Here is a 23,695-nt window from a genome sequence, read left to right as displayed (position 1 = left end):
GGGTCCTCGCATCAGAAGAAGCGGGCGGTGAGGTTCACGAGCAGGCGGCCGGACGGCTTCGAGCCGTCCAGGGCCCGCTTCGCCAGCGGCTGGGCGTAGCCCACGTCCAGCAGCCAGCGCGCGCGGACGGGCGCCTGGAAGCCGACGCCGGCCGAGCTCAGCGTGTCGGCCCGCCCGCCGGTGTCGCGGTCCCAGGTCCGGGCGACGTCGAAGAAGGCGTAGGGGCTGAAGGCCCAGCCGGCGGCCGGCTGGAACGGCCCGGCCCGCACCTCGATCGAGGCCGCGAGCGCGCTGTCGCCCGAGATGTAGGCCGGATCGTAGCCGCGCCCGATGGTGAGCGAGCCCACGGCGTACTCCTCGTAGGCCGCGAGCGGCTGGCGGGAATACTGCCCCTCGACGCGGGCCAGGAGCTGGACCGTCGGGCTGACCACCGTCAGCGCGCTGGCCGAGCCCTGCACGACCCAGGCCGCGGGCCTCGCCTCGGCCCGCGACAGCAGGACGTCGCCCTCCTTCGTCGCCCCGAAGCCCTCGAGGCCGCGCCGCACGCCCAGCTCGGCCGTCGTGAGCACGGGGCGATAGCCGGCGTAGTAGGTCCGGTTCGCCTCGGCGCGGGCGTAGACCACGCGCAGGTCGTCGTTGATCAGCCGCCCGGCGCCGCCGATGCCGGTGTCCTGGTTGATCAGGTCGAAGCCGGCGATGAGGTTCAGGTTCTCGCGGCGCTTGCGCACCAGCGGATAGGCCGCCTCCAGATTGACGACGGTGTTCTTGCTCTTGAGCCCCAGCGCCTTCACGGCGCCGCCCGGCCGGCTCTCGCCGTAGGCCGCGCCGGCGCGGACGATCCAGCCGTCGCCGCCGAGCCTCGCCTCCTCAAGCGCCTGCACCACCCACTGCTCGTTGTGGAAGACGGTGCGGTAGGCCACGAGCGACGTGCGCTCGCCGAACTGGCCCTGGGCGTTCAGGTCGTAGCGGGCCAGGGCGCCCCAGCGCCCGGTCGCCTTGGCCTGCAGGTTCTGGACGTTGACGATCAGTTCCTCGTCGTCGCGCACGACGTTGAGGTCCAGGTCCACCGCCCCGCGCTCCTGCGCCAGGCTGGGCCGGATCGACGCGCGGACCTTCAGGCCCGGGACGTCCGAGGCCAGCAGGACGTAGCGCTGCACCTTGTCGACGTCGAAGGGCGTCATGCCGCGCAGCCTGGCGGCATAGGCCTCCAGGATCGGCGCGGCCGGCCCGGCGTCGCCGCGGACGGTGACGTTGACGATCCGCGCCTCGATGACCTCCAGCGTGACCCGGCCGTCCTCGCCGATGGTCTGCGGCGGGATCTCGACGCGGGCCAGGATGCCCTTGTCGAACAGGGCGTCGCCCACGCGGTCACGGATCCTGCAGAGGTCGGCGGCGTCGCCGGCCGCGCGGTTCAGAAGGTCGGCGTACGCGCCCGCCAGCGCGCCCGCCGGCACGGACGTCAGCCCGTTCAGCGTCACCGAGCGCACCGTCAGCGGCGCCGGGTTCTCGGCCAGCGGGCACGGCCCTTCGCCGGGCGCGCTGAACAGGTCCGGCGGCGGCCGGTCCGGCGCCGCGCGGGCGGCCGGATTCAGCTCCTGCCGGGACGGCGCAGCCGCCTGCCCGCCCGCCGATTGAGAAAATGACACTCCAGGCGCCACGGCGACAAACATCGTCGCCGCAGCGCATACCCGCGCTACGGTCAGCCCCATAACTTTCCCCTGGGGCGTCCCGTGTCGACGCCTGAGGCCCTCTCGGGCCACGCGTCGAAGGCCCTCGCGTACTGTGCGAACCCCCCGACGCGCCTAGTTCATACTGTCAGGGGCGCCCTGCGCAACTCGAATTCGCCATCGTTCGGCGGAACGCCGCAGTCCGCCAGGGGTTGGGTGGACGAACCCCTCCATCCACGCACGAGGCCCCCGATGTATGCTCTCCCCGACCTTCCCTACGGCTACGACGCGCTCTCGCCGTTCCTGTCGTCCGATACGCTGCACACCCACCACGACAAGCACCACAAGACCTACGTCGAGAAGCTGAACGACCTCGCCGCCAAGGCCGGCCTCGCGGGCAAGCCGCTGGAAGACGTGGTGCGCGAAGCGTCGCAAAAGGGCGACAGGAAGCTGTTCAACAACGCCGCCCAGGCCTGGAACCACGCCTTCTTCTGGGACAGCATGCGCCCGCCGGGCGGCGACAGGCCCTCGGGCGACCTGTTGCGCGCCATCAACGAGAGCTTCGACGACCTCGGCGCGCTACGGGACGCCTTCGTCGACGAGGGCGTCAATCACTTCGCCTCGGGCTGGGTCTGGATCGTCACCGGCTCGCAGGGCCTGAAGGTGATCTCCACCCACGACGCCGACGACACCCTGGTGAAGGAAGGCGCCTTCCCGCTCCTGGTCTGCGACCTGTGGGAACACGCCTACTACCTCGACTACAAGAACGACCGGAAGGCGTTCCTGGAGCGCTGGTTCGACAACGTCGCCAACTGGGAGTTCGCCGCCGCCCAGCTCGCCGCCAGCAACGGCAAGGCCGACGGCTTCCGCTACCCCGCGCCGGAGGCCGACGGGGGCAAGGGCAAGGGCGAGCGCGCGCGGCCTGCGGCCTAACGCCCGCCGACGAAGATGCGGTCGGTCCAGTGGCGCGAGAAGCGTCCGCCTTCGTAGCAGGCGCGCTCGCGCGGGACGCAGCGGACGCCCGACGCCGGGCTGAAGGCGTCCTTGTCCCTGTCCTTGTCCTTGTTCGACGACGAGGCGGCGATGGCCCCGATGACGATGGCGCCCAGCACCAGGCCCGCGATGGCCGCGGAGTTGTCCTTCTTGTCGTTGGGGTCCTTGACCGGCCGCACGTCGTAGACGTCGAGGCCGTAGGTGCGGTTGGCGCGGGCGTCGTAGGCGCAACTGTAGTCGAATCGGGCCGAGCCGCCGTTGCGGTCGCGGAATTCGCCGTCGCCGCGCACCGAGACCTCGCGGCGCCCCTGCGCCAGCGGGTCCGACCGCGAGATCCGCACGTCGTAGGCCTGCGGGAACTGGTCGCGCACCTTGCGGGGGACGGCGGCGGCGCAGGCGTCCACCGCCTCGCGCAGGTTGCGGTCGCCCCGGTCGTAGCGGTCCTGGGCGGCGACGCCCGTCGGCACGGACACCGGCGCCGCAATGGCGCCGATCAACAGATAGGTCACCGCACGCATCGCAATCTCCCTGGCGTCACCTGACGCGCCCAGCCTTGACCTTGCCGGGCGCGCCCGGCAAGGCCTGACGCGCGATGATCCTGACCCTTTCCTGTGACGATCGCCCCGGCGTCGTGGCCCGCGTCTCGGCCCGCCTTTTCGAGGCCGGGGCCAACATCCTCGACGCCCAGCAGTACAACGACCAGGAGACCGGCCGCTTCTTCATGCGCGTCGTCTTCGATCCGGGCGAGACCGGCGCCGACGCCTGGCGCGCCACCCTGCAGCCGCTCGCCGACGAGTATGCGATGACGTGGCAGTTGCGGCGCCGCAAGGACCGCCGCCGGGTGATGATCCTGGCCTCGCAACAGGACCACTGCCTCTCCGACCTGATCTGGCGCTGGCGGCAGGGCGAACTGGCGATGGACATCACCGCCGTGGTCTCGAACCACCCGGCGTCGACCTACCCGCACACCGACCTGCACGGCATCGCCTTCCACCACCTGCCCGTGACGGCCGAAACCAAGGCCGAGCAGGAGGCGAAGCTCTTCAGGCTGGTCGAGCAGAGCGGGACCGAGCTCGTCGTCCTCGCCCGCTACATGCAGGTGCTCTCCGAAGACCTGGCGACGAAGCTGGAAGGCCGCTGCATCAACATCCACCACTCGTTCCTGCCCGGCTTCAAGGGCGCGCGGCCGTACCACCAGGCCCACGCGCGCGGCGTGAAGACGATCGGGGCCACCGCCCACTACGTCACCGCCGACCTCGACGAGGGCCCGATCATCGAGCAGGACGTCGAGCGCATCAGCCACCGCGACACGCCCGCCGCCCTCATCCGCAAGGGCCGCGACATCGAGCGCCGCGTGCTGGCCCGCGCCGTGCGCTGGTTCATCGAGGACCGCGTGCTGCTGAACGGCCGCAAGACCGTGGTCTTCACGGACTGACCGCCATGACCCGCCTCGCCCCCCACGTCGCGCTCGTGATGATCGCCCGGGACGAGGCCGCCAGCATCGCCCGCGCCCTCGACAGCGCCCGGCCGCACGTCGAGCGGATGATCGTGCTCGACACGGGCTCCGTGGACGACACGCCCGCCATCGCGCAGGCGCGCGGCGCGGAGGTCCATGCCTTCGCCTGGGTCGACGACTTCGCCGCGGCCCGCAACGCCGCCCTGGCCCGTTCCGACGCCGCCTGGAACCTGGTGCTCGACGCCGACGAATGGATCGCCGCGGACGGCGCGGCGCTCGCCGCCCTGCCCGCCCGGCCCGACGGCCGCCTGGGCGTGGTGCGGCTGGAGAACGTCGCCGACGAGGCGGGGCAGGAAGCCGGCCGATCGTGGCTGCCTCGGATTCTGCCGCGGGGCGTGTGCTACCAGGGTCGCGTCCACGAGCAGCCCGTGGGCGGCGAAGGCAGCTTCCGCACGACCCTGGTCCTGGGCCACGACGGCTACACGGCCGCGAACCTGGCGCGGAAGGCGGGGCGCAACGAGGGGCTGCTCATGGCCGGGATCGAGGCCAGCCCGGAAGACGCCTATCTCTGGTACCAGCTCGCGCGCGAGCACCAGGTGCGCGAGCGGCCGCCGCAGGCCGCGCTGTGCTTCACCGAGGCCCTGCGCCTCGCGCCCGCCGGCGCCCCCTGGCGCCACGGCCTGGTCGTCCGCGCGATCACGGCGCTGAAGACCGCCGGCCGCCTGGACGAGGCGCTGCAACTGGCGGGCGCCGAGATCGAGAACTGGCCGGAGAGCCCCGACTTCTACTTCGCGCTGGGCGACCTCTACCTGGAGTGCGCCGTGCAGGCGCCCGACCGGGCGGCCAGGGAGTTCCTGCCCGTGGTCGAATCGGCCTGGAAGCGGTGCCTCGACATCGGCGAGCGGCCCGACCTCGACGCCGCCGTCCCCGGCCGCGGCAGCCACATGGCCGCCCACAACCTCGCCGCCCTCTACGAGACCCTGGGCCTGAAGGACGAGGCCGCCCGCTACCAGGCGCTGGCGGCGCAGGGCCGCCCCCGATGACAGCGGCGGGGACGACCTACCGGACGACGCCGGATCGCCTGGGCGCCTAGACGAACTTCGGTTTGCGCTTCTCCTTGTGGGAGGCCAGGCCCTCGGCGGCTTCCGGGCCGGTGAAGCCCAGGAACTCCATGGCCAGCGACGCATCGAACGTCGGCCCCGCAGTGCGCAGCCAGTGGTTCAGCGTGTGCTTGGTCCAGGCGATGGCGCGAGTGGCGCCGTTGGCCAGTTTCGTCGCCACCTCCAGCGCCTTCGCGTCCAGGTCCTCGTCCGGCACGCAGAGCGAGACCAGCCCGATCCGCTCGGCCTCCTGCCCGTTCAGCGGGTCGCAGGTGAGCAGGTAGTACTTCGCCTTCGCCATGCCGCAGAGCAGCGGCCACACGATCGCCGCATGGTCGCCCGCCGCCACGCCGAGGCGCGTGTGGCCGTCGATGATCCGCACGTCCGGCGTCACGATCGAGACGTCGGCCAGCAGGCCCGCCACCAGGCCCGCGCCCACCGCCACGCCGCGCATCGCGCTCACCACCGGCGTCTGGCAGTCGATCACGTTCATGACGATGTCGCGCGCCTCGCGCATCACCCGCACGCGGGCCTCGAAGTCCTGGGTGATCTGCTCGATCATCCCGAAGTCGCCGCCGGCCGAGAACGCCGTCCCCTCGCCCGTCAGGATGGCGCAGCGGGTGTCGGGGTCGGCGTCCACGTCGCGCCAGACCTCGGCGAGCTCGCGGTGCATCGTCTCGTCGGCGGCGTTCAGCTTGCCCGGATTGCTCATCACGATCCGGAGCACGCCGGGCGCCGGGCGCCCGAACTTCAGCCGCTGGTAGCGGGCGTAGCGGTCGGTCATCGGGCTGCCCTCAATAGATCGTGTAGCCGCCGTCGATGGTGAAGCTGTCGCCGGTGTGGAACTTGGACGCGTCCGAGGCCAGGTAGACGGCGATGCCGGCGAAGTCCTCCCACTCGCCCCAGCGCCGCATGGGCACGCGGCCGATGACCTTGTCGTTGAACTTGTCCCACTTCTGCGAGGCGGCGGTCATGTCGGTGGCGATCCAGCCCGGCAGGATCGAGTTGGCCCGGATGCCGTAGCGCGCGTACTCGACCGCCAGGCCCCGCACCATCGAGAGCACCGCGCCCTTGGTGGAGGCGTAGGCCTGGTTGCGCGGCGCGCCGTGGACGGCCGAGGTGGACGACGTCACCACCAGCGAACCGCCCGGATCGCCCGCCTTGGCGCGCTCGATCATGTGCCGCGCGGCCTCGCGGAAGGTCCAGAAGACGGCGTCCAGGTTCACCGTGGTGACGCGGCGCCAGCGCTCGGTGGTCATCTCCTCGAAGGCCCCGCCGCCGCCGATGCCGGCGTTGGCGGCGCAGAAGTCGAGGCGGCCGAACCGCTCCAGCACCTCGGCCACGCCCTTCACGATGGCGGCTTCGTCCGCCACGTCGACCTTCTGGACCAGCACCTCGACGCCGTGCGCCTTCAGCGCCTCTTCGGCCTTGGCGTTCTTCTCCGGGTTCTGGCCCCAGACGGCGACCTTGGCGCCGGCCTGCGCCAGGCCCTCGGCCATGCCGAGCCCGATCCCGCCGTTGCCGCCGGTCACCAGTCCAACCTTGCCGGTCAGGTCGAAGGGTTTGAACGCCATCTTGAGAACTCCTCCCGTTTGGCGACGAGTTCTCGCGGGCGCCCTTGCGTCGGTCAACCCGGGCGCCGTTCGATTCAACCCCGAAGACCACCAGGACCACGAAGGCGTCGTGGACGAGGCGGGCGCGGCGCGCTTCTCGGACTCCTGGTGTTCCTGGTGGTGGGAATCAGGACGCCTGCGGCGCAGGCGGCGCCGACAGGGCGGCGGATGCGGATCGTCCTAGTTGCCCTGGAGCGGCCGGTTGCGCTGGGCCTGCTCGACCATCTCGCGGTCGGCCGCCTTGCGGGCGTCCCACTCGGCCTGGGTCATGCAGATGCGGCTTTTCATCTTGCTGCCCGAGACCGCTTCCTTGACGCAGACCATGCCGTCCTTGTTGGGCTTCGGGCCCTTCTCGGCGGCAGGGGCCGGCGCGGCGGCGGGCGTGGCGGCGGGTTCGGCGGCGGCGAACAGGGCGGCGGCGAGCACGAGCGAGATCATATTCCGGACTCCTGGCGCAGAATTACGCGCGCGATTGCGACCGGCTTATCACGTAAGCCGTCACGCAGCATCCACCTCGCGGACGTTCTCGATCCCCGCGCCCTTCAGCGCCGCGATCAGTTCGTCGACCACGCCGGCCAGAGCCCCGGGGTCCCGGCTGCGCACGACCAGGTTCGAGCCATAGCCCTCGGCGCCGAAGAAGGGATAGCTGCCCAGGCTCATGTCCGGGTGCGCCCTGGCCACCGCCTCCAGCGGGGCGGCGATGGCCCCTTCGCCCGAGCCCTCGACGCGCACGGTCCGCGACACGGTCGGCCGCCCGCCGCGCATCCGGGGCCCCACGTCCTCCAGCATGCCGCGCATGATGGTCGGCACGCCGGCGAGCGTGAACACGTTGCCGATGGTGAAGCCGGGCGGCCCCTGCACCGGGTTCTTCACGAGCTGGCCGCCCACCGGCACGCGGGCCATGCGCCGGCGCGCCGCGTTCAGCTCGCCCTGCCAGCGCGCCTGCATCATGGCGATGATCTCGGGATGCTCCTCCAGCTCCACCCCGAACGCGGCCGCGACCGCATCGGCGGTGATGTCGTCGTGCGTCGGCCCGATGCCGCCGGTGGTGACGACATAGTCGTAGCGGGCGCGCAGCGCGTTCAGCGCCTCCACGATCTCGCCCAGCACGTCCGGCACCGTCCGCGCCTCGGCCAGGTCGATCCCCAGCACGTTCAGGTAGCGTGCGATGTCGCGCAGGTTCGTGTCCTGCGTCCGCCCGCTCAGGATCTCGTCCCCGATGATCAGCACCGCGCAAGTCACCCGATCATCGCTGCCACTCGCCATCCGCCGGCCCCTCGCCTACATCCGCTTTCGCTCTCAAGCCGGACTTAAGCCCGCCCGATGGATTTCCTGCAACCGCTCGTCCGCGGCACGCTCGTCAGCCGCTACAAGCGCTTCTTCGCCGACGTGCGGCTGGACGACGGCACGCCCGTCACCGCCCACTGCCCGAACCCCGGCGCGATGCTGGGGTTGAACACGCCCGGCCTAACCGCCTGGCTCTCGAAGTCCGACGACCCCAAGCGCAAGCTCGCCCACACGCTGGAGCTGGTGGAGGCCGACGGCGGCCTGGTCGGCATCAACACGATGCATCCCAACCGCATCGTCGCCGAGGCGCTGGCGGCGGACGCGATCCCCGAAGTCGCGGGTTACGCCGCCCACCGCCGCGAGGTGAAGTACGGCGCGAACTCCCGCGTCGACTTCCTGCTGGAACACCCCGATCGCGCGCCCTGCTGGCTGGAGGTGAAGAATGTCCACCTGCGCCGCGAAGGCGCGCTGGCCGAGTTCCCCGACTGCGTGGCGGCCCGCTCGCTGAAGCACCTGCGCGAGCTCACGGCCATGGTGGAAGCCGGCCAGCGCGCCGTGATGCTGTTCGTGATCCAGCGGACCGACTGCGACGCCTTCTCCGCCTGCCCCGATCTCGACCCGGCCTACGCCAAGGGCCTGGTCGAAGCGGCTGCCGCCGGCGTCGAGGTGCTGGCCTACCGCTGCGCGATCAGCCCCGAGCGGGTCGCGCTGGCCGACCGCGTGCCGTGGGCCGGTTGATTTTCCGTGCTAGGATCGCGACATAGCGCGCCGGAGCCTCCCATGACAGACATCCTCGACGCAGAGTACCGCACCGGCCAGATCAAGCTGCACGGGCCTGAGGGCTTCGAGGGCATGCGCAGGGCCGGCCGCCTGGCGGCCGAGTGCCTCGACATGCTGGAGCCGCACGTGGTTCCGGGCGTCACCACCGGGCGCCTCGACGACCTGGCCCGCGAGTTCATCCTGGACCACGGCGCCCTGCCCGCCTGCCTGGGCTATCGCGGCTACACCAGGACCGTCTGCATCAGCCCGAACCACGTGGTCTGCCACGGCATCCCGGGCGAGCGGGCGCTGCGCGAGGGCGACATCGCCAACATCGACGTCACCGTCATCGTGGACGGCTGGCACGGCGACACCAGCCGCATGTACGGCGTGGGCGCGGTCGCGCCGCGCGCCAAGCGGCTTGTCGACGTCACCTACGAGGCCCTGGAGCGCGGCCTGGCCCAGGTGAAGCCCGGCGCCCGCACCGGCGACATCGGCGCGGCCATCCAGCAGTACGTCGAGAGCATGCGCTGTTCGGTGGTGCGCGACTTCTGCGGCCACGGCCTGGGCAAGGTGTTCCACGACGCGCCCAACATCCTGCACTTCGGCCAGCGCGGGACGGGCGACGTCCTGAAGCCCGGCATGTTCTTCACGATCGAGCCGATGGTGAACCTGGGCAAGCACCCGGTGAAGCTGCTCGCCGACGGCTGGACGGCGGTCACCCGCGACAAGTCGCTCTCGGCCCAGTGCGAGCACTCGGTCGGCGTGACCGAGGACGGCGTCGAGATCTTCACCGTCTCGCCGACGGGCCGGTTCAGGCCCGAGATCCGCACGGCGTGATCGGGGGCGCGGTCCCCGGATCGCGCCCGCCGCCCCGATCGCCGCTTCCCCGCAGGTCCGGGGCAGACGACGCGCCGCGCCCTACGCCTCGCGGGTCTGCCGGCGCCAGAGCGCCGCGTATTCGCCGCCGTTGGCCAGCAGCTCCGCGTGGGTCCCCTGCTCGACGATCCGGCCGCGGCGCAGGACGACGATCCGGTCGGCGTCGACGATGGTGGAGAGGCGGTGGGCGATGACCAGGGTGGTGCGCCCGGCGCGGACCTTCCGCAGGGTCTCCTGGATCGCCGCCTCGGTGGGGCCGTCGAGGGCGCTGGTGGCTTCGTCCAGGATCAGCAGGCGCGGGTTGGCCAGGAGGGCGCGGGCGATGCCGACGCGCTGGCGCTCGCCGCCCGAGAGCTTCAGGCCGCGCTCGCCCACGCGGGTCTGCATGCCGGCCGGCAGGCCGTCGATGAAGGGGCCGAGCTCGGCGGCGTCGGCGGCGGCGCGCACCTCCTCGGCGGTGGCGTCGGGCCGGGCGAAGCCGATGTTGGCGTGGAGGGTGTCGTTGAAGAGGGCCACGTCCTGCGGCACCAGGGCCACGGCGCGGCGGATCCCGGCCTGCTGCACGTCCTTCATGTCGACGCCGTCGAGGGTGACGCGGCCCTCCTGAGGGTCGAGCAGGCGCATGGCGAGGCGCACGGCGGTGGTCTTCCCGGCGCCCGAGGGGCCGACGAGCGCGACCGTCTGGCCCGGCGCGGCCCGGAAGGTCACGCCCAGCAGGCCCGACGAGCGCGCGTCATGGCGGAAGCTGACGTCCTCGAAGGCGATGGCGGCCCCCTGCCCGCTGGCCGGCGGCAGCGCCCGGGCGTTCGGCGCATCGACGATGTCGGGCGCGATCTGCTTCAGCGAGACCATCTGCTCCATGTCGATGAGACCCTGGCGGATCTCGCGATACTGGAAGCCCAGCATGCCCAGCGGCGCGTAGAGGCCCGAGAGCAGGAAGATCGCCGCGGTGATGTCGCCGATCTTCAGGTGGCCGCCCGAGACCTCGTAGCCGGCCATCACGGTCATCGCCGCCAGGCCGACGTTCAGGATCAGCGACTGGGCGGCGTTCAGCAGGTTCAGCGAGCCGTTCGCCTTCGAGCTGGCGTCGACGTACTGCGCCATGGCGCCGCCATAGGCGGAGACGAGGCGTTGCTCGGCCCCGAAGGCCTTCAGCGTCTCGTAGTTCATCAGGGCGTCGTTCGAGAGGCCGGCCGCACGGTTCTCCGCCTCGTTGAGGTCGCGCCGGTGCGAGAGCCGCCAGTCGGTGATCCTGAAGGTGATCGCCGCGTAGAGGACCAGCGTCACGAAGGCGGTGATGGCGAAGCGCCAGTCGAGGCGGACGACCATCACGATCATCGCCAGGACCAGCTCCACGAAGGTCGGCCCCAGGCTGAAGATCAGGCTGCGGATCAGGAAGTCGGTGGCCCGCGCCCCGCGGTCGATGACGCGCGAGAGCGTGCCGGTCTGCTTGGTCTGGTGGAAGTCGAGCGAGAGCGACAGGGCATGGCCGAAGGTCTCCACCGCCGCCCGCGCCATGGTGGACTGCGAGACCCGCGTGAAGATGGCGTCGCGGGCATAGGGCGCGCAGGCGGCCACGAACCGCAGGGCGGCGAAGGCGATCGCCAGGCTCACGAACTGGGCGCCCAGGATCACGCCGCCCTGCGCGGCGGGCGTCAGGGTGTTGATGGCGTCGCCCAGCATGACCGGCGCGATCACGCCCGACAGCTTGCCCACGAAGACCAGCGTCAGCGCCGCCGCGATCCGCAGCCGCAACTGCGGCGCGCCCGAGCGCATGACCAGCGCCAGCAGGTCGGCCATCGAATCCCAGAAGGCGAACTTCGCCTCCTGCGGGGCGACGGCGCCGGGCCCGGAGAAGCGGGCGCGCATCATGTCGGCGTGACTCAAGCGCACGGCTCCCGGAAGCTGGACGGCGCTGGACTCACGGTGAGCTTACGACTCCTAATGGCACCACCACTAAGTCGGGCCCGTCCGCCGGGAAGGCAAGCGGTCCGGCATGTCCCCTGGAGTAAGCGTTATGCGGCGTGACAGCCAGCGCCTGGAATCGGCCTGCGTGTTCTGCGGATCCTCCGACGCGGCCGACCCGGAGTTCCTCAGCGCCGCGCGCGGCGTCGGCAAGTCGCTCGCGGACGCCGGGATCAAGCTGGTCTACGGCGGCGGCGGCGTGGGCCTGATGGGCGCCGTGGCGCGCGCCGCGCACGAGGCCGGCGGCGACGTGCTGGGCATCATCCCCACCTTCCTGGTGGGCGCCGAGCGGGCGCTGGAGACCGTCGAGCACATCATCGTCGACAACATGCATGAGCGGAAGATGCTCATGTTCCAGCGCTCGGACAGCTTCGTGATCCTGCCGGGCGGCATCGGCACGCTGGAGGAGGTGGTCGAGCTGCTGTCGTGGCGGCGCCTCGACCTGCACGCCAAGCCGGTGGTGTTCTACAACCCGCGCGGCTTCTGGGAGCCGCTGTTCAGGCTCTTCCAGCATACGGTCGACGAGCGCCTGACGCCGCCCGACTTCATGCAGGCCTGGGTGGCCGTCGACACCATGGACCAGATCGTCCCCGCCCTCCTGAACCAGGGCCGCGAGGCCTACCCCTCCGAAGCCGCCGTGGGACGGCGGGGATAGGCGGGAACGCTGGTCCCCCTACACGACCGCGACCATCAACTGCTCCGAGCTGGAGGGGCGCAGGCCGCCCGATCCGGCGAAGTAGCGGCGGGCCAGGTCGTCCGCGGAGACGTGGCGGACGTCCCCGAAGCCGGCCTCGCGCGCCAGGCCCATGATCTCGTCGGGCGCGAAGAACGAGACGAACGGCGTGCCGGCCGCCTGCGCCATCGCCTCGGTCGCCTGCCGCATCGGCTGCTCCTCGGCCTCCACGAGGTCGAGGGGCAGCAGGAAAGACAGCGCCAGGATCGAGCCCGGCGCGAGCCCCGCGACCTGGCGCAGGGTCGCCAGGACCGCCTCGCGGGTGAGGTACATGCTGACGCCGAGCGAGGAGACCAGCGCCGGCCGCCGCGCATCGAAGCCCGCCGCGGCGATCCGGTCCCACCACGAGGCGCCCGCCTCGAAGTCCACCGGAACGAGGCGCAGGTGTTCCGGGACGCCGTATCCGAGCTCGGCGAGCCGGCGGCGCTTCCAGGCCTGCGGCCCCGGCTGGTCCACCTCGTAGGTCCGGAAGCGGGCGGCGACCTCGGGCCGGCGCTGGACGAAGGAATCGAGGCCGGCGCCCAGGATCGCATATTGCGCGACGGCGCCGCCGGCCTGCTCGGCCAGCAGGTCCTCGATGAAGCGTGCGCGGGCGACGATGGAGGCCCGCACCCGGCGCGTGACCTCGGGCTCCATGTCCGGGCGCTCGCGCCACTCCGGGCCGGGCGCGACGAGCGCGAGGCCGACGCGGTCCTCGAACACCGGCGGCGCCGGATCGACCTCCAGATGCAGAGCCCGCCACAGGGCCACCCTCACGGCCGTGCTCTCCGGCCCTTCGACACCCGCGTCCGACATGGCGCTCCGCTCCCGCTTCCGACGCCAGGGGACAGCCGCCCGATGCGGCGCCGCCTTCGCCGCCCGCGTTCGTAGCGGTTCAAGCGGGCTTGAGCGCAAGCCCCCGGGGGACGGCGGCGGCGCGCGCGAGCCGCCGGTCCACCTCGGCCGCCAGGACCGGGCAACCGTCGAACGGATCGGCACGCGGGCAACTGAGGAGGTGCTGGAGGCAGGCCCGCGCCTCTTCCGCGACCCGGATGTGCTCGTTCAGCGCCTCGATGCGCTCGGCGATCAGGCGGCGCGCGCGCCCATCATCGGACGGGCCCGCCAGCAGGCCCGCGATGTCGCGGAGGCTGAGCCGGCCCCTGTGCCGGAGCAGTTGCACCAGGGCGAGCCGCCGGAGCGCCGCGTCGCCGTAGTGGCGCTGGCCCGCCCGCCGCGCGGACGGCCGTACGAGGCCGATGTCCTCGTAGTAGCGCAGCGCCGAGGCGCGAAGCCCGAACCGGCGGGCGACCTCGCCGATCGAAAGCACTTCGGACATGGCTGGCGGACCCCTGTTGCGAACGATTCTCAACAACTAGAGCCCGCTCCCGTCGCGCACAAGCGCCCGGCCGCCGTCGGCCATGGGAGACGCCATCCCTGCCCTCCGATCAAGGCCGGGCAATCGCATAGGGCTTCGAGCAGCCGAAAGGCCGTCAGTCAAACCGCAGAGATCGCGGAGATACGCGGAGGATTCCGGTGGACCCGCGAGCTCTCTCGCGTATCTCCGCGATCTCTGCGGTTCATGAATCGGGCGGACGAGCCGCGCCCAAACCATATGCGATTATCCGGCCCATCAAGGGTGGGAGGGCACGTTGGCTTCCAGTTCGTCCAGCCACACCCGCGCGTTGCCGTCCGAGGGCGCGCGCCAGTCGCCGCGGGGCGAGAGCGCGCCGCCGGAGATGACCTTGGGACCGTTGGGGACGGCCGAGCGCTTGAACTGGCTGATCTCGAAGAAGCGGAACAGGAAGACGCCCAGCCAGTGCTTGATCGTCGCCAGGTCGTAGGCGTTGCGCGCCTCGGGCGGGAAGTTGGGCGGCCATTCGCCCTTCGCCGCGTCGCGCCAGGCGTGCCAGGCCAGGAACGCCACCTTGGACGGCGCGAGGCCGAAGCGGGTGATGTGGAAGAGGTTGAAGTCCTGCAGCTCGTAGGGGCCGACCTTGGCCTGGGTCGACTGGATCGCCCCGTCGGCGCCCGCCGGCACCAGCTCGGGCGAGATCTCGGTGTCGAGGATCGACAGCAGCGTCTCGTCGGCGTCGCCGCCGAACTGGCCGGTCTTCACGACCCAGCGGATCAGGTGCTGGATCATCGTCTTCGCCACCGACGGGTTGACGTTGTAGTGGCTCATGTGGTCGCCGACGCCGTAGGTACACCAGCCCAGCGCCAGCTCCGAAAGGTCGCCGGTGCCCAGCACGATCCCGGCGCGCTGGTTGGCCAGGCGGAACAGGAAGTCGGTGCGCAGGCCCGCCTGCACGTTCTCGAAGGCGATGTCGTAGACCGGCTCTCCCTGGGCGAACGGGTGGCCCATCTCCTGGAGCATCAGGGTGGCCGCCGGCCTGATGTCGATCTCCTCGCCGGTGACGCCCAGGCCGTCCATCAGCGCCCAGGCGTTCGACTTCGTCCCCTCGCTGGTGGCGAAGCCCGGCATGGTGAAGCCCAGGATGTTGGCGCGCGGCAGGCCCAGCGCATCGAACGCCTTGGCGGCGACGATCAGGGCATGGGTGGAATCCAGGCCGCCCGAGACGCCGATGACGATGTGCTTCGTCTTCGTCGCCTGGAGCCGCTTCACCAGCCCCGAGACCTGGATGTTGAAGGCCTCGTAGCAGTCCTGGTCCAGGCGCGCCGGATCGTCGGGCACGAAGGGGAAGCGGTCGAGCGGCCGGATCAGGCCCACGTCGTCCATGTGCGGCTGGTGGACGAAGGACACGCGCCGGAACGTCCGCTCGGGATGACCCGCCGCGACCGCGCCGTCGTTGAAGGTGGGCGTGCGCATCCGCTCCAGGCGCAGGCGCTGGACGTCGATGTCGGCCACCGCCATCTGCGAGCCGGCCGGGAAGCGGTCGGTCTGGGCCAGCCTGCGGCCCAGCTCGTGGATCGAGGCCTGGCCGTCCCAGGCGAGGTCGGTGGTGCTCTCGCCCGGCCCCGCCGCCGAGTAGAGATAGGCCGCCTGGCAGCGCATCGACTGGCTGGCGCAGAGCACCTCGCGGTCCAGCGCCTTGCCGACCACGATGTTCGAGGCCGAGAGGTTGCAGAGGATCAGGGCGCCGGCGAGCGCGCCCTGGATCGACGGCGGCGCCGGGGCCCAGAAGTCCTCGCAGACCTCCAGGTGGAAGACGAAGTCCGCCAGGTCCTCGGCCTCGAACACGAGGTCCGTGCCGAACGGGACCTCCTGGCCGGCCAGGATCGTGGTCAGGCCGGTGACGCCCGCGCCGGGCGCGAACCAGCGTTTCTCGTAGTATTCCCGATAGTTGGGCAGGAAACTTTTCGGCACAACGCCCAGGATACGGCCCCGCGAGATGGCGACGGCGCAGTTGTAGAGCCGCCCGTTCACCGCGACCGGCGCGCCCACGACGAGCACCGGCTTCAGATGCTCGGAGGCCGCCGCAAGGCCCGCGATCTCGGCCTCGACCCGCTTCAGCAGCGCGTCCTGAAGGAAGAGGTCGTCGATGGCGTAGGCCGAGATCCCGAGTTCCGGGAACAGCATCAGGTCGCAGTTCCCGACATCGCCCCGTTTCGCCAGGGCCAAGGTCTCCGCGGCGTTGAAGCCCGGATCGCCGGGCAGCACCTGCGGCGTGCAGACCGCCGCGCGGACGAAGCCGTGGGCGTGGATCGAGTGGAACACCTTCGTCACCGGGAGCCCGCCCCTAACTTATGCTCAATTTGAGCATATATAGCGTCGCCGCATCGACGGCAACCTAACGGGATTCCCCGCCCGTCAGCCCTTTCCGTGCGGCGTATCTTCGCGGCCTGGGACGATACCCGCTCATCATCCCCCGCGGGCGCGGGGATGGCCGAGGCTCAGTCGTCGCGGTGGACGCGCTCGCGGCGCTCGTGCCGCTCCTGGGCTTCCAGGCTGAGGGTGGCGATCGGGCGGGCGTCGAGCCGGGCCAGGCCGATGGGCTCGCCGGTCTCTTCGCAGTAGCCGTAGGAGTTGTCCTCGATGCGCCGCAGCGCCTCGTCGATCTTGGAGATCAGCTTGCGTTGCCGGTCGCGGGTGCGCAGTTCCAGAGCCCGGTCGGTCTCCGAAGACGCCCTGTCGGCGAGATCGGGGTGATTCTCGGTCTCCTTCTGGAGATGGGACAGCGTCTCGCGGGATTCGCGAAGGATGTCCTCTTTCCACATCAGAAGCTTCTGCTTGAAATACTCAAGCTGGCGCTCGTTCATGAACTCCTCGTCCTCGGAAGGACGATAGTCAGGACCTTCAGCCAGAACGACGGCTGCTTTCATGAAACCCTCACGCCCCTAAGGAACCCTGAGACACGCGGCGGCTGTATAGCAAAAAGATGGGCCGTTACAACGTCGTCGCTGTGGTCGAGGTCCTTACGCCGCATCTCCTGCGGCCTGGAGTTTGGCGAGCTCTACGGCGGCCCTGGTTTCTATCTCGTCAAGAATGCCCTCCAGCCGGGGGTCGTCGGTGGCCGCACGCTGCTCGCGGATGGTGCGCGTGAGCTGGTCCAGTTGGCCCGGGTCGAGCTCCCCGCCCAGCAGCGAGATCTTCAGCCTGTCGAGTTCGTCCAGCAGCCGCCCCGCGCGGCCGACCGACCGGCGCTTCCGCTCGGTGGCGCTTTCCACGTCCTGCAGGGCCAGCAGCGCCTCGACGCCCATGACGCCCGGGACGCCGGATACGCCCGCGAGCTGCGCCGGGGCCGCCGTCGCCGGCGCGGCCGCGATCCGGAAGCCCTCGCCCCCGCCGCCCGCACGCGCGGGCCTGGCGCCCGGCGTCTGGGACAGACCGCCTGTTCCGGTGACCTTCATGATGACTCCGACACTCGCCGGGCACCTTCGCCCGGCAAACTTGAAGCATGGTTAACGGGAGGCTGAATCTGCCTAGTCGATCTTGCCCACCCGAGGCCTCCCGACTCTGATTTCATTGGCGTTTCCGGCTGGCATGGTTCTGGCGTGAAGGGCGCGAACACTTGCGCCCAGGGTCTGCCATGCGTCGCCTTCTCTCCGTCCTCCTCATCGCCACGGCCTTCCTGGCCCAGCCGGCGCTCGCGAAGTCCCGCATCAAGGACATCGTCGAGTTCGAGGGCGTGCGCGAGAACCAGCTCGTCGGCTACGGCATCGTCGTGGGCCTGAACGGCACGGGCGACGCGCTGCGCAACGCGCCCTTCACCAAGCAGACGCTGGAAGCGATGATGGAGCGGCTGGGCGTCAACGTCCGCGAGACCAACCTCAACACCAAGAACGTGGCCGCCGTGATGGTCACCGCCAAGCTGCCGCCCTTCGCGGCGCCGGGGGCGCAGATCGACGTGAACGTCTCGGCCCTGGGCGACGCCAAGAGCCTGCTGGGCGGCACCCTGCTGGTGACGCCGCTGCTGGGCGCCGACGGCCAGGCCTACGCCGCCGCACAGGGCACGGTGCAGACCGGCTCGGTCAGCGCCGGCGGCGCCTCGGGCTCCTCGATCACCAAGGGCGTGCCCACCGCGGGCCGCATCGCCGGCGGCGCGACGGTGGAAAAGGAGATCGGCTTCCAGTTGGCCTCGATGGACCAGATGCGCATGACCCTGCGCAATCCCGACTTCACCACCGCCCGGCGCATCGCCGACGCGGTCAACGGCGCCTACCCCGGCGCGGCCAGCGCCGAGAACCCCACCATCGTCACCCTGCGCCCGCCCGCGGGGCAGAACATGGTCGCCTTCCTGGCCCAGGTGGAGAACCTGCCGGTCGAGCCCGACTCGGCGGCCAAGGTGGTCATCGACGAGGTGGCCGGCGTGATCGTGATGGGCGACGCCGTGCGCGTCTCCACCGTCGCCATCCAGCAGGGCAACCTCACCATCACCGTGCGCGAGCAGCCCGCGGTGAGCCAGCCCGCCCCCTTCTCGCGCGGCGGCCAGACCACCGTGATCCCGCAGAGCGACCTCTCGGTCGACGAGGAGAAGGGCAAGCAGTTCCTGACGCTGAGGACCGGGACCTCGCTCTCCACCCTGGTCCAGGGCCTGAACGCGCTCGGCGTCACGCCGCGCGACATGATCTCCATCCTGCAGACCATCAAGGCCGCCGGCGCCCTGCAGGCCGAAATCGAGGTGATGTGATGGCCGACCCGATCCCGCCCGCCACGATCGCGCCGACCTTCCTGAAGCCGGTTCCGGGCGTGAAGCTCGACGCCAGGCCGGTCGCCATCGGCGGCCAGCCGGCCGACGGGACCGCCGTCCGCGCCCGCGCCCGGGACGCCGCCGACAGGTTCGAGGGCCAGTTCCTCTCGATCATGATGCAGCAGATGTTCGAAGGCGTGAAAACCGACGGCCCCTTCGGCGGCGGCCAGGGCGAGGAGATGTTCCGCTCCCTGATGACCGAGGCCATGGGCAAGCAGATGGTCCAGGCCGGCGGCATCGGCCTCTCCGACACCATCCAGCGCGAAATCCTCAAGATGCAGGGGCTCCAGTAGATGGCCATCGCCGCGACCGACGCCACCGACCGCTGCGACCAGCTCACCGTGCTGACCGAGCGCCTGACCGAGCTGATCGCCGCCCAGGCCCAGGCCTTCGAGCAGCGCCGGCCGCAGGACGCCGCCGCCCTCCTGGAGGAGAGCTCGCGGCTCGCGAACCTCTACCGCCACGAGAGCGCCCGTGTCCGCGCCGACCCCGGCCTGGTCGAGGGCGCGCCGCTGGCGGCCCGCACCAAGCTGATCCGCGCCACCGAGGCCTTCGACGCCGTCCTCGCCCGCCAGGGCCGCGCCATCGAGGCGGCGCGCATCGTCACCGAGGGCCTGGTGAAGTGCATCGCCGAGGAGGTCGCCGTCCAGCGCACCCAGGCCAGCGCCTACGGCGCGACCGGCGTCCAGACCTCCACCGTCGCCCCCACCGCCATCACGCTGAACCAGCGCGCCTGAGGGCCCTGCCCTTCGTGGGCAGGGCCATCGCATATGGGTTGTGGGCGGCCCGGCCGCCCGATTCATGAACCGCAAAGATCGCGGAGATACGCAGAGAGCTCGCGGATCTCCCGGAATCCTCCGCGTATCTCCGCGATCTCTGCGGTTTTGACTGACGGCCTTTCGGCCGCCCACAACCCATATGCGATGGCCCTCCCCGGCGGGGGATCATCCTTCAGTGCATCGTGCCGGTGACGATCTCCAGCCTGTTGCCGTCGGGATCGAGGATGACGCAGCCTAGTAGCCGGCGGCGATGTCCGGATGCGGGCCGGCGGCGCGGATCGAGGTCGCCCCCTCGGCCATCGCGGCGCCATAGGCCGCGTCGACCGCGGCGCGGGTCTCGGCGGTGAACGCCAGGTGCGCGCCCAGCCCCGCCACCTGCGGGCCGTCCACCGGATAGAGGTAGAAGCGGCCGCCCTCGCCGCCCGGCCCATAGGCCAGCTCCCGGGGACTCGCGGCGCTCACGGCCGCGCCCAGCGGGGCGAAGAAGGCGTCGTAGAAGCAGCGCGCCGCGGCGAGGTCCCGCACGCCCAGCGACAGATGGTCGAACATGAAGATCTCCCGGATGGCCTCCCCTGGAGAGTGGGGGCCACCCGGGAGCGCGGCAACAGTCCAGCTCGGCCGGACTGGCCTCAGTCAGGCGGGGAGGACCCGCCCCCGGAGACCCCGATCAGGACCTCCAAGCTCTTGTGTTGGGACTCAGGCGCCGAGGCCGGCCGTGGCGACGGCGACGTAAAGGGCCAGGAAGACGACGGTCACGTGGGACAGGCTGTCGAGGACGCGGATGAGACGGCGAGGCATGCGGCGAAGCTCCTTCCGGGCGGCGGCGATGAGGGTCGGGACGAAGGCCGGGGTCAGGGTTGGGTTCATTCAGTCTCCTTGGATGACGCCCCTCCGTCGGGGCTGGGGAAGTGTGGCGGTCCACGGCGGCATGACCGGACCGAAGTCGGAGAAGTCGCGCGCAGGCGCGGGCTTGCGGGCTCCTGACGGCATCTGACGATGAAGGTCGGCCGAAGCCGCCCCGGGGTCAGGCGCGTGTCAGGCGGACGCCGCCGTCGAGGCGCGGACGAAGGTGGTGCTGTCGGCGATGCGCATGGCGTTCCTCCCCTGGCGTGGCGGGTCATCGCGACGGGCGACAGAGGCTCGCACCCGCAAGCGCGCTTGCGGGCGGCCCGGCGGCGAGGCCGGAAAGCTCAGCTATCGAGAGACCACGCGACGACGTGCGGCCAACAGAAGCCGCGCGGCCAAAGAAAAACCCGCCGGGATGGCTCCCAACGGGCGGGGTATACGCGCGGAAAAATATCCACGCAACAATTATTTTGCGCACAACGCCTAATTCGGCAGGCATCTCTAAGTTACACGCTCAATCCAGGGAGTCAACCCGCTAAATTCTGCGACCGCGCCGGCATTCAAACGCTTGTTTAACGCAACGGAACCGCCCTATCCTTCTCTCGCCGTCGGACATGCTGGCGGCCTGCGTTCTCAGGGCGGGGTGCAACTCCCCACCGGCGGTAATGCCTTCCGAAGCCTGCGGCGAAGGAGGGACGAGCCCGCGGGCGCTTGGCGGTCCGTCATAGGGGCCGGCAAGGTCGAGCAGACCCGGTGCGATCCCGGGGCCGACGGTCATAGTCCGGTTATGAGAACGGTCGTGTTCGCGGCGGGCGGATTCCGTCCCCGCGCGTGCGGCCTGCTCCCTGAGTCGTGGTCCTTTGAACCCGGTCAGGGAGAAGACCATGACCCAACTGAAGACCCCCTCCTCCAACACCTTGGAATTCCCCACCGCCAACGGCGCGTTCCGCGCGGGCCGCATCGCCTTCGTGCATGCGCTCTGGCACGCCGACATCGTGCGCGAGGCCCTGCACGGCTTCCGCGACGAGATCGCCGAGCTCGGCCTCCCCGCCTCCGCGGTCGAGGTGTTCGAGACCCCCGGCTCGTTCGAGATCCCGCTGCACGCCCAGACGCTGGCGCGCTCAGGCCGCTATGCCGCCATCGTCGCGGCGGGCTTCGTGGTCGACGGCGGCATCTACCGCCACGACTTCGTGGCCTCGACGGTGATCAGCGCCCTGATGCAGGTGCAGCTCGCCACGGAGACGCCGGTGTTCTCGGTGGTGCTGACGCCGCACCATTTCCACGAGCACGACGTCCACCAGGGCTTCTTCCACGCCCACTTCCGCACCAAGGGCGCCGAGGCCGCGCGGGCCTGCGTCGGCACGCTGGAGAGCCTCGCGAAGCTGGCGGAGGCCGCGTGACGGAGGCCGTCCCCGGCGCACGCCGCGCCTGTCGGCCCGCCAGGCTTGCCATTACCCCATGGGGGTATATAGAGCGCGGATGGAACGCGAGAACAGGCCGCGCCTGCTGAACCGCCTGAACCGGATCGAAGGCCAGGTGCGCGGCATCGCCCGAATGGTCGAGGACGACCGCTACTGCATCGACATCCTGACCCAGGTGCGGGCCGTCCGTGCGGCCCTCGCCAAGGTCGAGACCGAGATGCTGCGCGACCACCTCGGCCACTGCATCGAGGGCGCCATCGTCTCGGGCGACGCCGACGCGCAGCGCACCAAGGCGGCCGAGCTGATCCAGCTCCTCGAACGCACCGCCCGCTAGATGCGCCGCCGCGCAACCCTCTTCGACCGGCGCCAGGTCCTCTCCGCCGCGGCCACGCTCGGGGGCGGCGCGGCGCTGAACGCGCTGCTGCCCGCCTGGGCCCGCAGCCAGACGCCGGGCCTGGCGGCCGCCCGGCCGCTGACGGGGACGGACATCAGGCTGGAGGTCGGCCATGTGGGCCTGACGGTCGACGGCCGGCCCGGCCATGGGGTCGCCATCAACGGCGCCGTCCCCGGCCCGCTGATCCGGCTGAAGGAGGGCCAGACGGTCCGCCTGTCGCTGACCAACCGGCTCGCCGACGAGGACACCTCGATCCACTGGCACGGGGTGCTGCTGCCCTTCCAGATGGACGGCGTCCCGGGGCTCAGCTTTCCGGGCGTGAAGCCCGGCGAGACCTTCGTCTACGAATTCGGGGTCAAGCACGCGGGCACCTTCTGGTACCACAGCCACTCCGGGCTCCAGGAGCTGATCGGCCACTACGCGCCGCTGATCCTCGACCCCGCGGGCGCAGACCCGATCGCCTGCGACCGCGAGCATGTGCTGGTGTTGTCGGACTACAGCTTCCTGCACCCGCACACGATCCTGAAGAAGCTCAAGCAGGAGCCCGGCTACTTCAACCGTCAGAAACAGACGGTGGCGGGCCTGCTGGCCGGCCGCGACCAGGCGCTGAAGGACCGCGCCGCCTGGGCGTCCATGCGGATGGACCCCACCGACATCCTCGACGTCACCGGCTCCACCTACCGCTACCTGATCAACGGCCACGGCCCGCGCGACAACTGGACCGGCCTGTTCAGGCCCGGCGAGCGGGTGCGGTTGCGCCTGATCAACGCCGGGGCGATGACGCTCTTCAACATCCGCATCCCGGGCCTGAAGCTGACCGTCGTCCAGGCCGACGGCGAGAACGTCCGCCCCGTCACGGTGGACGAGCTCCAGATCGCCAACGCCGAGACCTACGACGTCGTCGTCACCATCCCGGACGAGCGCGCCTACACCCTCGTCGCCGAGGCCGCCGACGGCTCGGGCCTCGCCCGCGCCACCCTGGCGCCGCGCCCGGGCATGACCGCCGAGGTCCCACCGCCCCGCCCCCGCAAGGCGCTGACGATGCGCGACATGGGCATGGACATGGGCGGCATGGACATGGGCGGCATGGCCGGCATGGACCACGGAGGCGGCGGCCACAGCATGGCCATGCGCGACCCGAAGACCGCGCCGCAGGTGAAGCTGACGCCCGGCGTGCAGATGCTCTCGCCGATGCCGGTCGACCGCACGGGCGACCGCCCCACGGGCCTCGAGGACGCGCCCGGCAAGGTGCTGACCTACAGGGACCTCGTCGCGCTGACGCCCGACCACGGCGCGCCCGCGCCGACCCGCCAGGTGGAGGTCCACCTCACCGGCAACATGGAACGCTTCATGTGGTCGTTCGACGGGGAGAAATATTCCGACGGCGTCGATCCCCTGCCCTTCCGCCTGAACGAGCGGGTGCGGCTGATCCTCGTCAACGACACCATGATGAACCACCCGATCCACCTGCATGGCCACTTCGTGGAGCTGGTGAACGGCGCGCCGCACGGGTCCCAGCCGCGCAAGCACACGGTCAACGTCATGCCGGGCGGCAGGGTCGCCCTCGACCTCACGGCCGACGCGCCCGGCGACTGGGCCATGCACTGCCACATGCTGCTGCACATGCATGCCGGGATGTTCCGCGTGGTGACCGTGCGCCCCATGGACGCCGCAT

At 71.0% G+C, this 23,695-nt stretch carries 26 protein-coding genes and 1 riboswitch; of the genes, 12 read left to right on the top strand and 14 right to left on the bottom strand.

Translation table 11 applies throughout. The features are described from left to right. Positions 1 to 11: 11 nt before the first annotated feature. Positions 12 to 1,646: a ShlB/FhaC/HecB family hemolysin secretion/activation protein gene (locus KF737_RS20755; RefSeq protein WP_296459833.1), complete on the bottom strand. Its 1,635-nt coding sequence runs from the start codon at positions 1,644 to 1,646 to the stop codon at positions 12 to 14. A 273-nt stretch (positions 1,647 to 1,919) separates the two neighbouring features. Between KF737_RS20755 and KF737_RS20750 the strand changes: the two genes are divergently transcribed. Continuing rightward, positions 1,920 to 2,600 (top strand): superoxide dismutase, encoded by a 681-nt coding sequence (locus KF737_RS20750; RefSeq protein WP_296459830.1) that lies wholly within the window; start codon positions 1,920 to 1,922, stop codon positions 2,598 to 2,600. On the opposite strand, the gene KF737_RS20745 is transcribed toward KF737_RS20750, so the two are convergent. After that, positions 2,597 to 3,178, bottom strand: a complete 582-nt coding sequence (locus tag KF737_RS20745; protein WP_296459827.1) for a hypothetical protein — start codon at positions 3,176 to 3,178, stop codon at positions 2,597 to 2,599. The genes KF737_RS20750 and KF737_RS20745 overlap by 4 nt on opposite strands. A 74-nt stretch (positions 3,179 to 3,252) precedes the next feature. On the opposite strand from KF737_RS20745, the gene purU reads away from it, so the two are divergent. Then, positions 3,253 to 4,095 carry a formyltetrahydrofolate deformylase gene (gene purU / locus KF737_RS20740; protein WP_296459824.1) on the top strand — a complete coding sequence of 281 codons (843 nt, stop codon included), beginning with the start codon at positions 3,253 to 3,255 and terminating at the stop codon, positions 4,093 to 4,095. A gap of 5 nt (positions 4,096 to 4,100) precedes the next feature. Then, positions 4,101 to 5,159 carry a glycosyltransferase gene (locus tag KF737_RS20735; protein ID WP_296459821.1) on the top strand — a complete coding sequence of 353 codons (1,059 nt, stop codon included), beginning with the start codon at positions 4,101 to 4,103 and terminating at the stop codon, positions 5,157 to 5,159. A 46-nt stretch (positions 5,160 to 5,205) separates the two neighbouring features. Here KF737_RS20735 and KF737_RS20730 read toward each other — a convergent pair whose 3' ends face one another. The 4 genes from KF737_RS20730 to KF737_RS20715 form a co-directional block, all read right to left on the bottom strand. Next, positions 5,206 to 6,000, bottom strand: a complete 795-nt coding sequence (locus KF737_RS20730; protein WP_296459817.1) for an enoyl-CoA hydratase/isomerase family protein — start codon at positions 5,998 to 6,000, stop codon at positions 5,206 to 5,208. A gap of 10 nt (positions 6,001 to 6,010) precedes the next feature. Next, positions 6,011 to 6,790 carry an SDR family oxidoreductase gene (locus tag KF737_RS20725; protein WP_296459815.1) on the bottom strand — a complete coding sequence of 260 codons (780 nt, stop codon included), beginning with the start codon at positions 6,788 to 6,790 and terminating at the stop codon, positions 6,011 to 6,013. 219 nt (positions 6,791 to 7,009) lie between these two features. Beyond that, positions 7,010 to 7,267, bottom strand: coding sequence for a hypothetical protein (locus KF737_RS20720; RefSeq protein ID WP_296459812.1), 258 nt, complete (start codon positions 7,265 to 7,267; stop codon positions 7,010 to 7,012). Positions 7,268 to 7,327: 60 nt separating this feature from the next. Next, complete coding sequence (locus tag KF737_RS20715) at positions 7,328 to 8,095, bottom strand: competence/damage-inducible protein A (protein ID WP_296459809.1); 768 nt, start codon at positions 8,093 to 8,095, stop codon at positions 7,328 to 7,330. A gap of 57 nt (positions 8,096 to 8,152) precedes the next feature. Between KF737_RS20715 and sfsA the strand changes: the two genes are divergently transcribed. Both sfsA and map read left to right on the top strand, forming a co-directional pair. Continuing rightward, a complete protein-coding gene (gene sfsA / locus KF737_RS20710) occupies positions 8,153 to 8,854 on the top strand; it encodes a DNA/RNA nuclease SfsA (protein WP_296459806.1) in 702 nt (233 codons plus the stop codon). A gap of 42 nt (positions 8,855 to 8,896) precedes the next feature. Further along, entirely contained in the window at positions 8,897 to 9,715 is an 819-nt protein-coding gene (gene map / locus KF737_RS20705) for a type I methionyl aminopeptidase (RefSeq protein ID WP_296459803.1), read from the top strand. A gap of 81 nt (positions 9,716 to 9,796) precedes the next feature. Here map and KF737_RS20700 read toward each other — a convergent pair whose 3' ends face one another. After that, the gene (locus KF737_RS20700) at positions 9,797 to 11,623 is read right to left on the bottom strand and encodes an ABC transporter ATP-binding protein/permease (RefSeq protein ID WP_296459851.1); all 1,827 of its coding nucleotides are present in this window, start codon (positions 11,621 to 11,623) and stop codon (positions 9,797 to 9,799) included. Positions 11,624 to 11,771: 148 nt separating this feature from the next. On the opposite strand from KF737_RS20700, the gene KF737_RS20695 reads away from it, so the two are divergent. Further along, on the top strand, positions 11,772 to 12,374 hold the full coding sequence (locus KF737_RS20695; protein ID WP_296459801.1) for a TIGR00730 family Rossman fold protein: 603 nt from the start codon (positions 11,772 to 11,774) through the stop codon (positions 12,372 to 12,374). An 18-nt stretch (positions 12,375 to 12,392) separates the two neighbouring features. Here KF737_RS20695 and KF737_RS20690 read toward each other — a convergent pair whose 3' ends face one another. The 5 genes from KF737_RS20690 to KF737_RS20670 form a co-directional block, all read right to left on the bottom strand. Beyond that, positions 12,393 to 13,247, bottom strand: coding sequence for a class I SAM-dependent methyltransferase (locus KF737_RS20690; protein WP_296459798.1), 855 nt, complete (start codon positions 13,245 to 13,247; stop codon positions 12,393 to 12,395). Positions 13,248 to 13,326: 79 nt separating this feature from the next. Next, positions 13,327 to 13,767: a MerR family transcriptional regulator gene (locus KF737_RS20685; protein ID WP_296459796.1), complete on the bottom strand. Its 441-nt coding sequence runs from the start codon at positions 13,765 to 13,767 to the stop codon at positions 13,327 to 13,329. Between the two features lie 294 nt (positions 13,768 to 14,061). Continuing rightward, positions 14,062 to 16,116 (bottom strand): NAD(+) synthase, encoded by a 2,055-nt coding sequence (locus KF737_RS20680; RefSeq protein WP_296459792.1) that lies wholly within the window; start codon positions 16,114 to 16,116, stop codon positions 14,062 to 14,064. Positions 16,117 to 16,283: 167 nt separating this feature from the next. Beyond that, the gene (gene dksA / locus KF737_RS20675; protein ID WP_296459789.1) at positions 16,284 to 16,712 is read right to left on the bottom strand and encodes an RNA polymerase-binding protein DksA; all 429 of its coding nucleotides are present in this window, start codon (positions 16,710 to 16,712) and stop codon (positions 16,284 to 16,286) included. A 93-nt stretch (positions 16,713 to 16,805) separates the two neighbouring features. Beyond that, positions 16,806 to 17,240 carry a flagellar assembly protein FliX gene (locus tag KF737_RS20670; RefSeq protein ID WP_296459786.1) on the bottom strand — a complete coding sequence of 145 codons (435 nt, stop codon included), beginning with the start codon at positions 17,238 to 17,240 and terminating at the stop codon, positions 16,806 to 16,808. Positions 17,241 to 17,419: 179 nt separating this feature from the next. Between KF737_RS20670 and KF737_RS20665 the strand changes: the two genes are divergently transcribed. The 3 genes from KF737_RS20665 to KF737_RS20655 are packed head-to-tail and all read left to right on the top strand — an operon-like array spanning position 17,420 to position 19,317. Then, positions 17,420 to 18,520: a flagellar basal body P-ring protein FlgI gene (locus tag KF737_RS20665; RefSeq protein WP_296459783.1), complete on the top strand. Its 1,101-nt coding sequence runs from the start codon at positions 17,420 to 17,422 to the stop codon at positions 18,518 to 18,520. Then, positions 18,520 to 18,873, top strand: coding sequence for a rod-binding protein (locus KF737_RS20660; RefSeq protein WP_367273255.1), 354 nt, complete (start codon positions 18,520 to 18,522; stop codon positions 18,871 to 18,873). The genes KF737_RS20665 and KF737_RS20660 overlap by 1 nt, the downstream gene beginning before the upstream one ends. Then, entirely contained in the window at positions 18,874 to 19,317 is a 444-nt protein-coding gene (locus KF737_RS20655) for a flagellar basal body protein (RefSeq protein ID WP_296459779.1), read from the top strand. A gap of 276 nt (positions 19,318 to 19,593) precedes the next feature. On the opposite strand, the gene KF737_RS20650 is transcribed toward KF737_RS20655, so the two are convergent. Further along, entirely contained in the window at positions 19,594 to 19,908 is a 315-nt protein-coding gene (locus tag KF737_RS20650; RefSeq protein WP_296459775.1) for a VOC family protein, read from the bottom strand. Between the two features lie 147 nt (positions 19,909 to 20,055). Beyond that, on the bottom strand, positions 20,056 to 20,226 hold the full coding sequence (locus tag KF737_RS20645; protein WP_296459773.1) for a hypothetical protein: 171 nt from the start codon (positions 20,224 to 20,226) through the stop codon (positions 20,056 to 20,058). 604 nt (positions 20,227 to 20,830) lie between these two features. After that, positions 20,831 to 21,004, top strand: a riboswitch (FMN riboswitch). Positions 21,005 to 21,089: 85 nt separating this feature from the next. Here KF737_RS20645 and KF737_RS20640 point away from each other — a divergent pair. From KF737_RS20640 to KF737_RS20630, 3 genes are all read left to right on the top strand, one after another. After that, positions 21,090 to 21,605 carry a 6,7-dimethyl-8-ribityllumazine synthase gene (locus KF737_RS20640; protein ID WP_296459769.1) on the top strand — a complete coding sequence of 172 codons (516 nt, stop codon included), beginning with the start codon at positions 21,090 to 21,092 and terminating at the stop codon, positions 21,603 to 21,605. Positions 21,606 to 21,684: 79 nt separating this feature from the next. Further along, positions 21,685 to 21,960, top strand: coding sequence for a metal-sensitive transcriptional regulator (locus KF737_RS20635; protein WP_296459764.1), 276 nt, complete (start codon positions 21,685 to 21,687; stop codon positions 21,958 to 21,960). Further along, a partial coding sequence (locus KF737_RS20630) for a copper resistance system multicopper oxidase (protein WP_296459761.1) occupies positions 21,961 to 23,695 on the top strand: 1,735 nt, incomplete at its 3' end. It abuts the gene before it with no gap.

Source organism: Phenylobacterium sp., assembly GCF_019636135.1.
In the GTDB taxonomy this organism is placed as follows: domain Bacteria; phylum Pseudomonadota; class Alphaproteobacteria; order Caulobacterales; family Caulobacteraceae; genus Phenylobacterium.
This window is presented reverse-complemented; position numbering and strand designations above follow the sequence as displayed.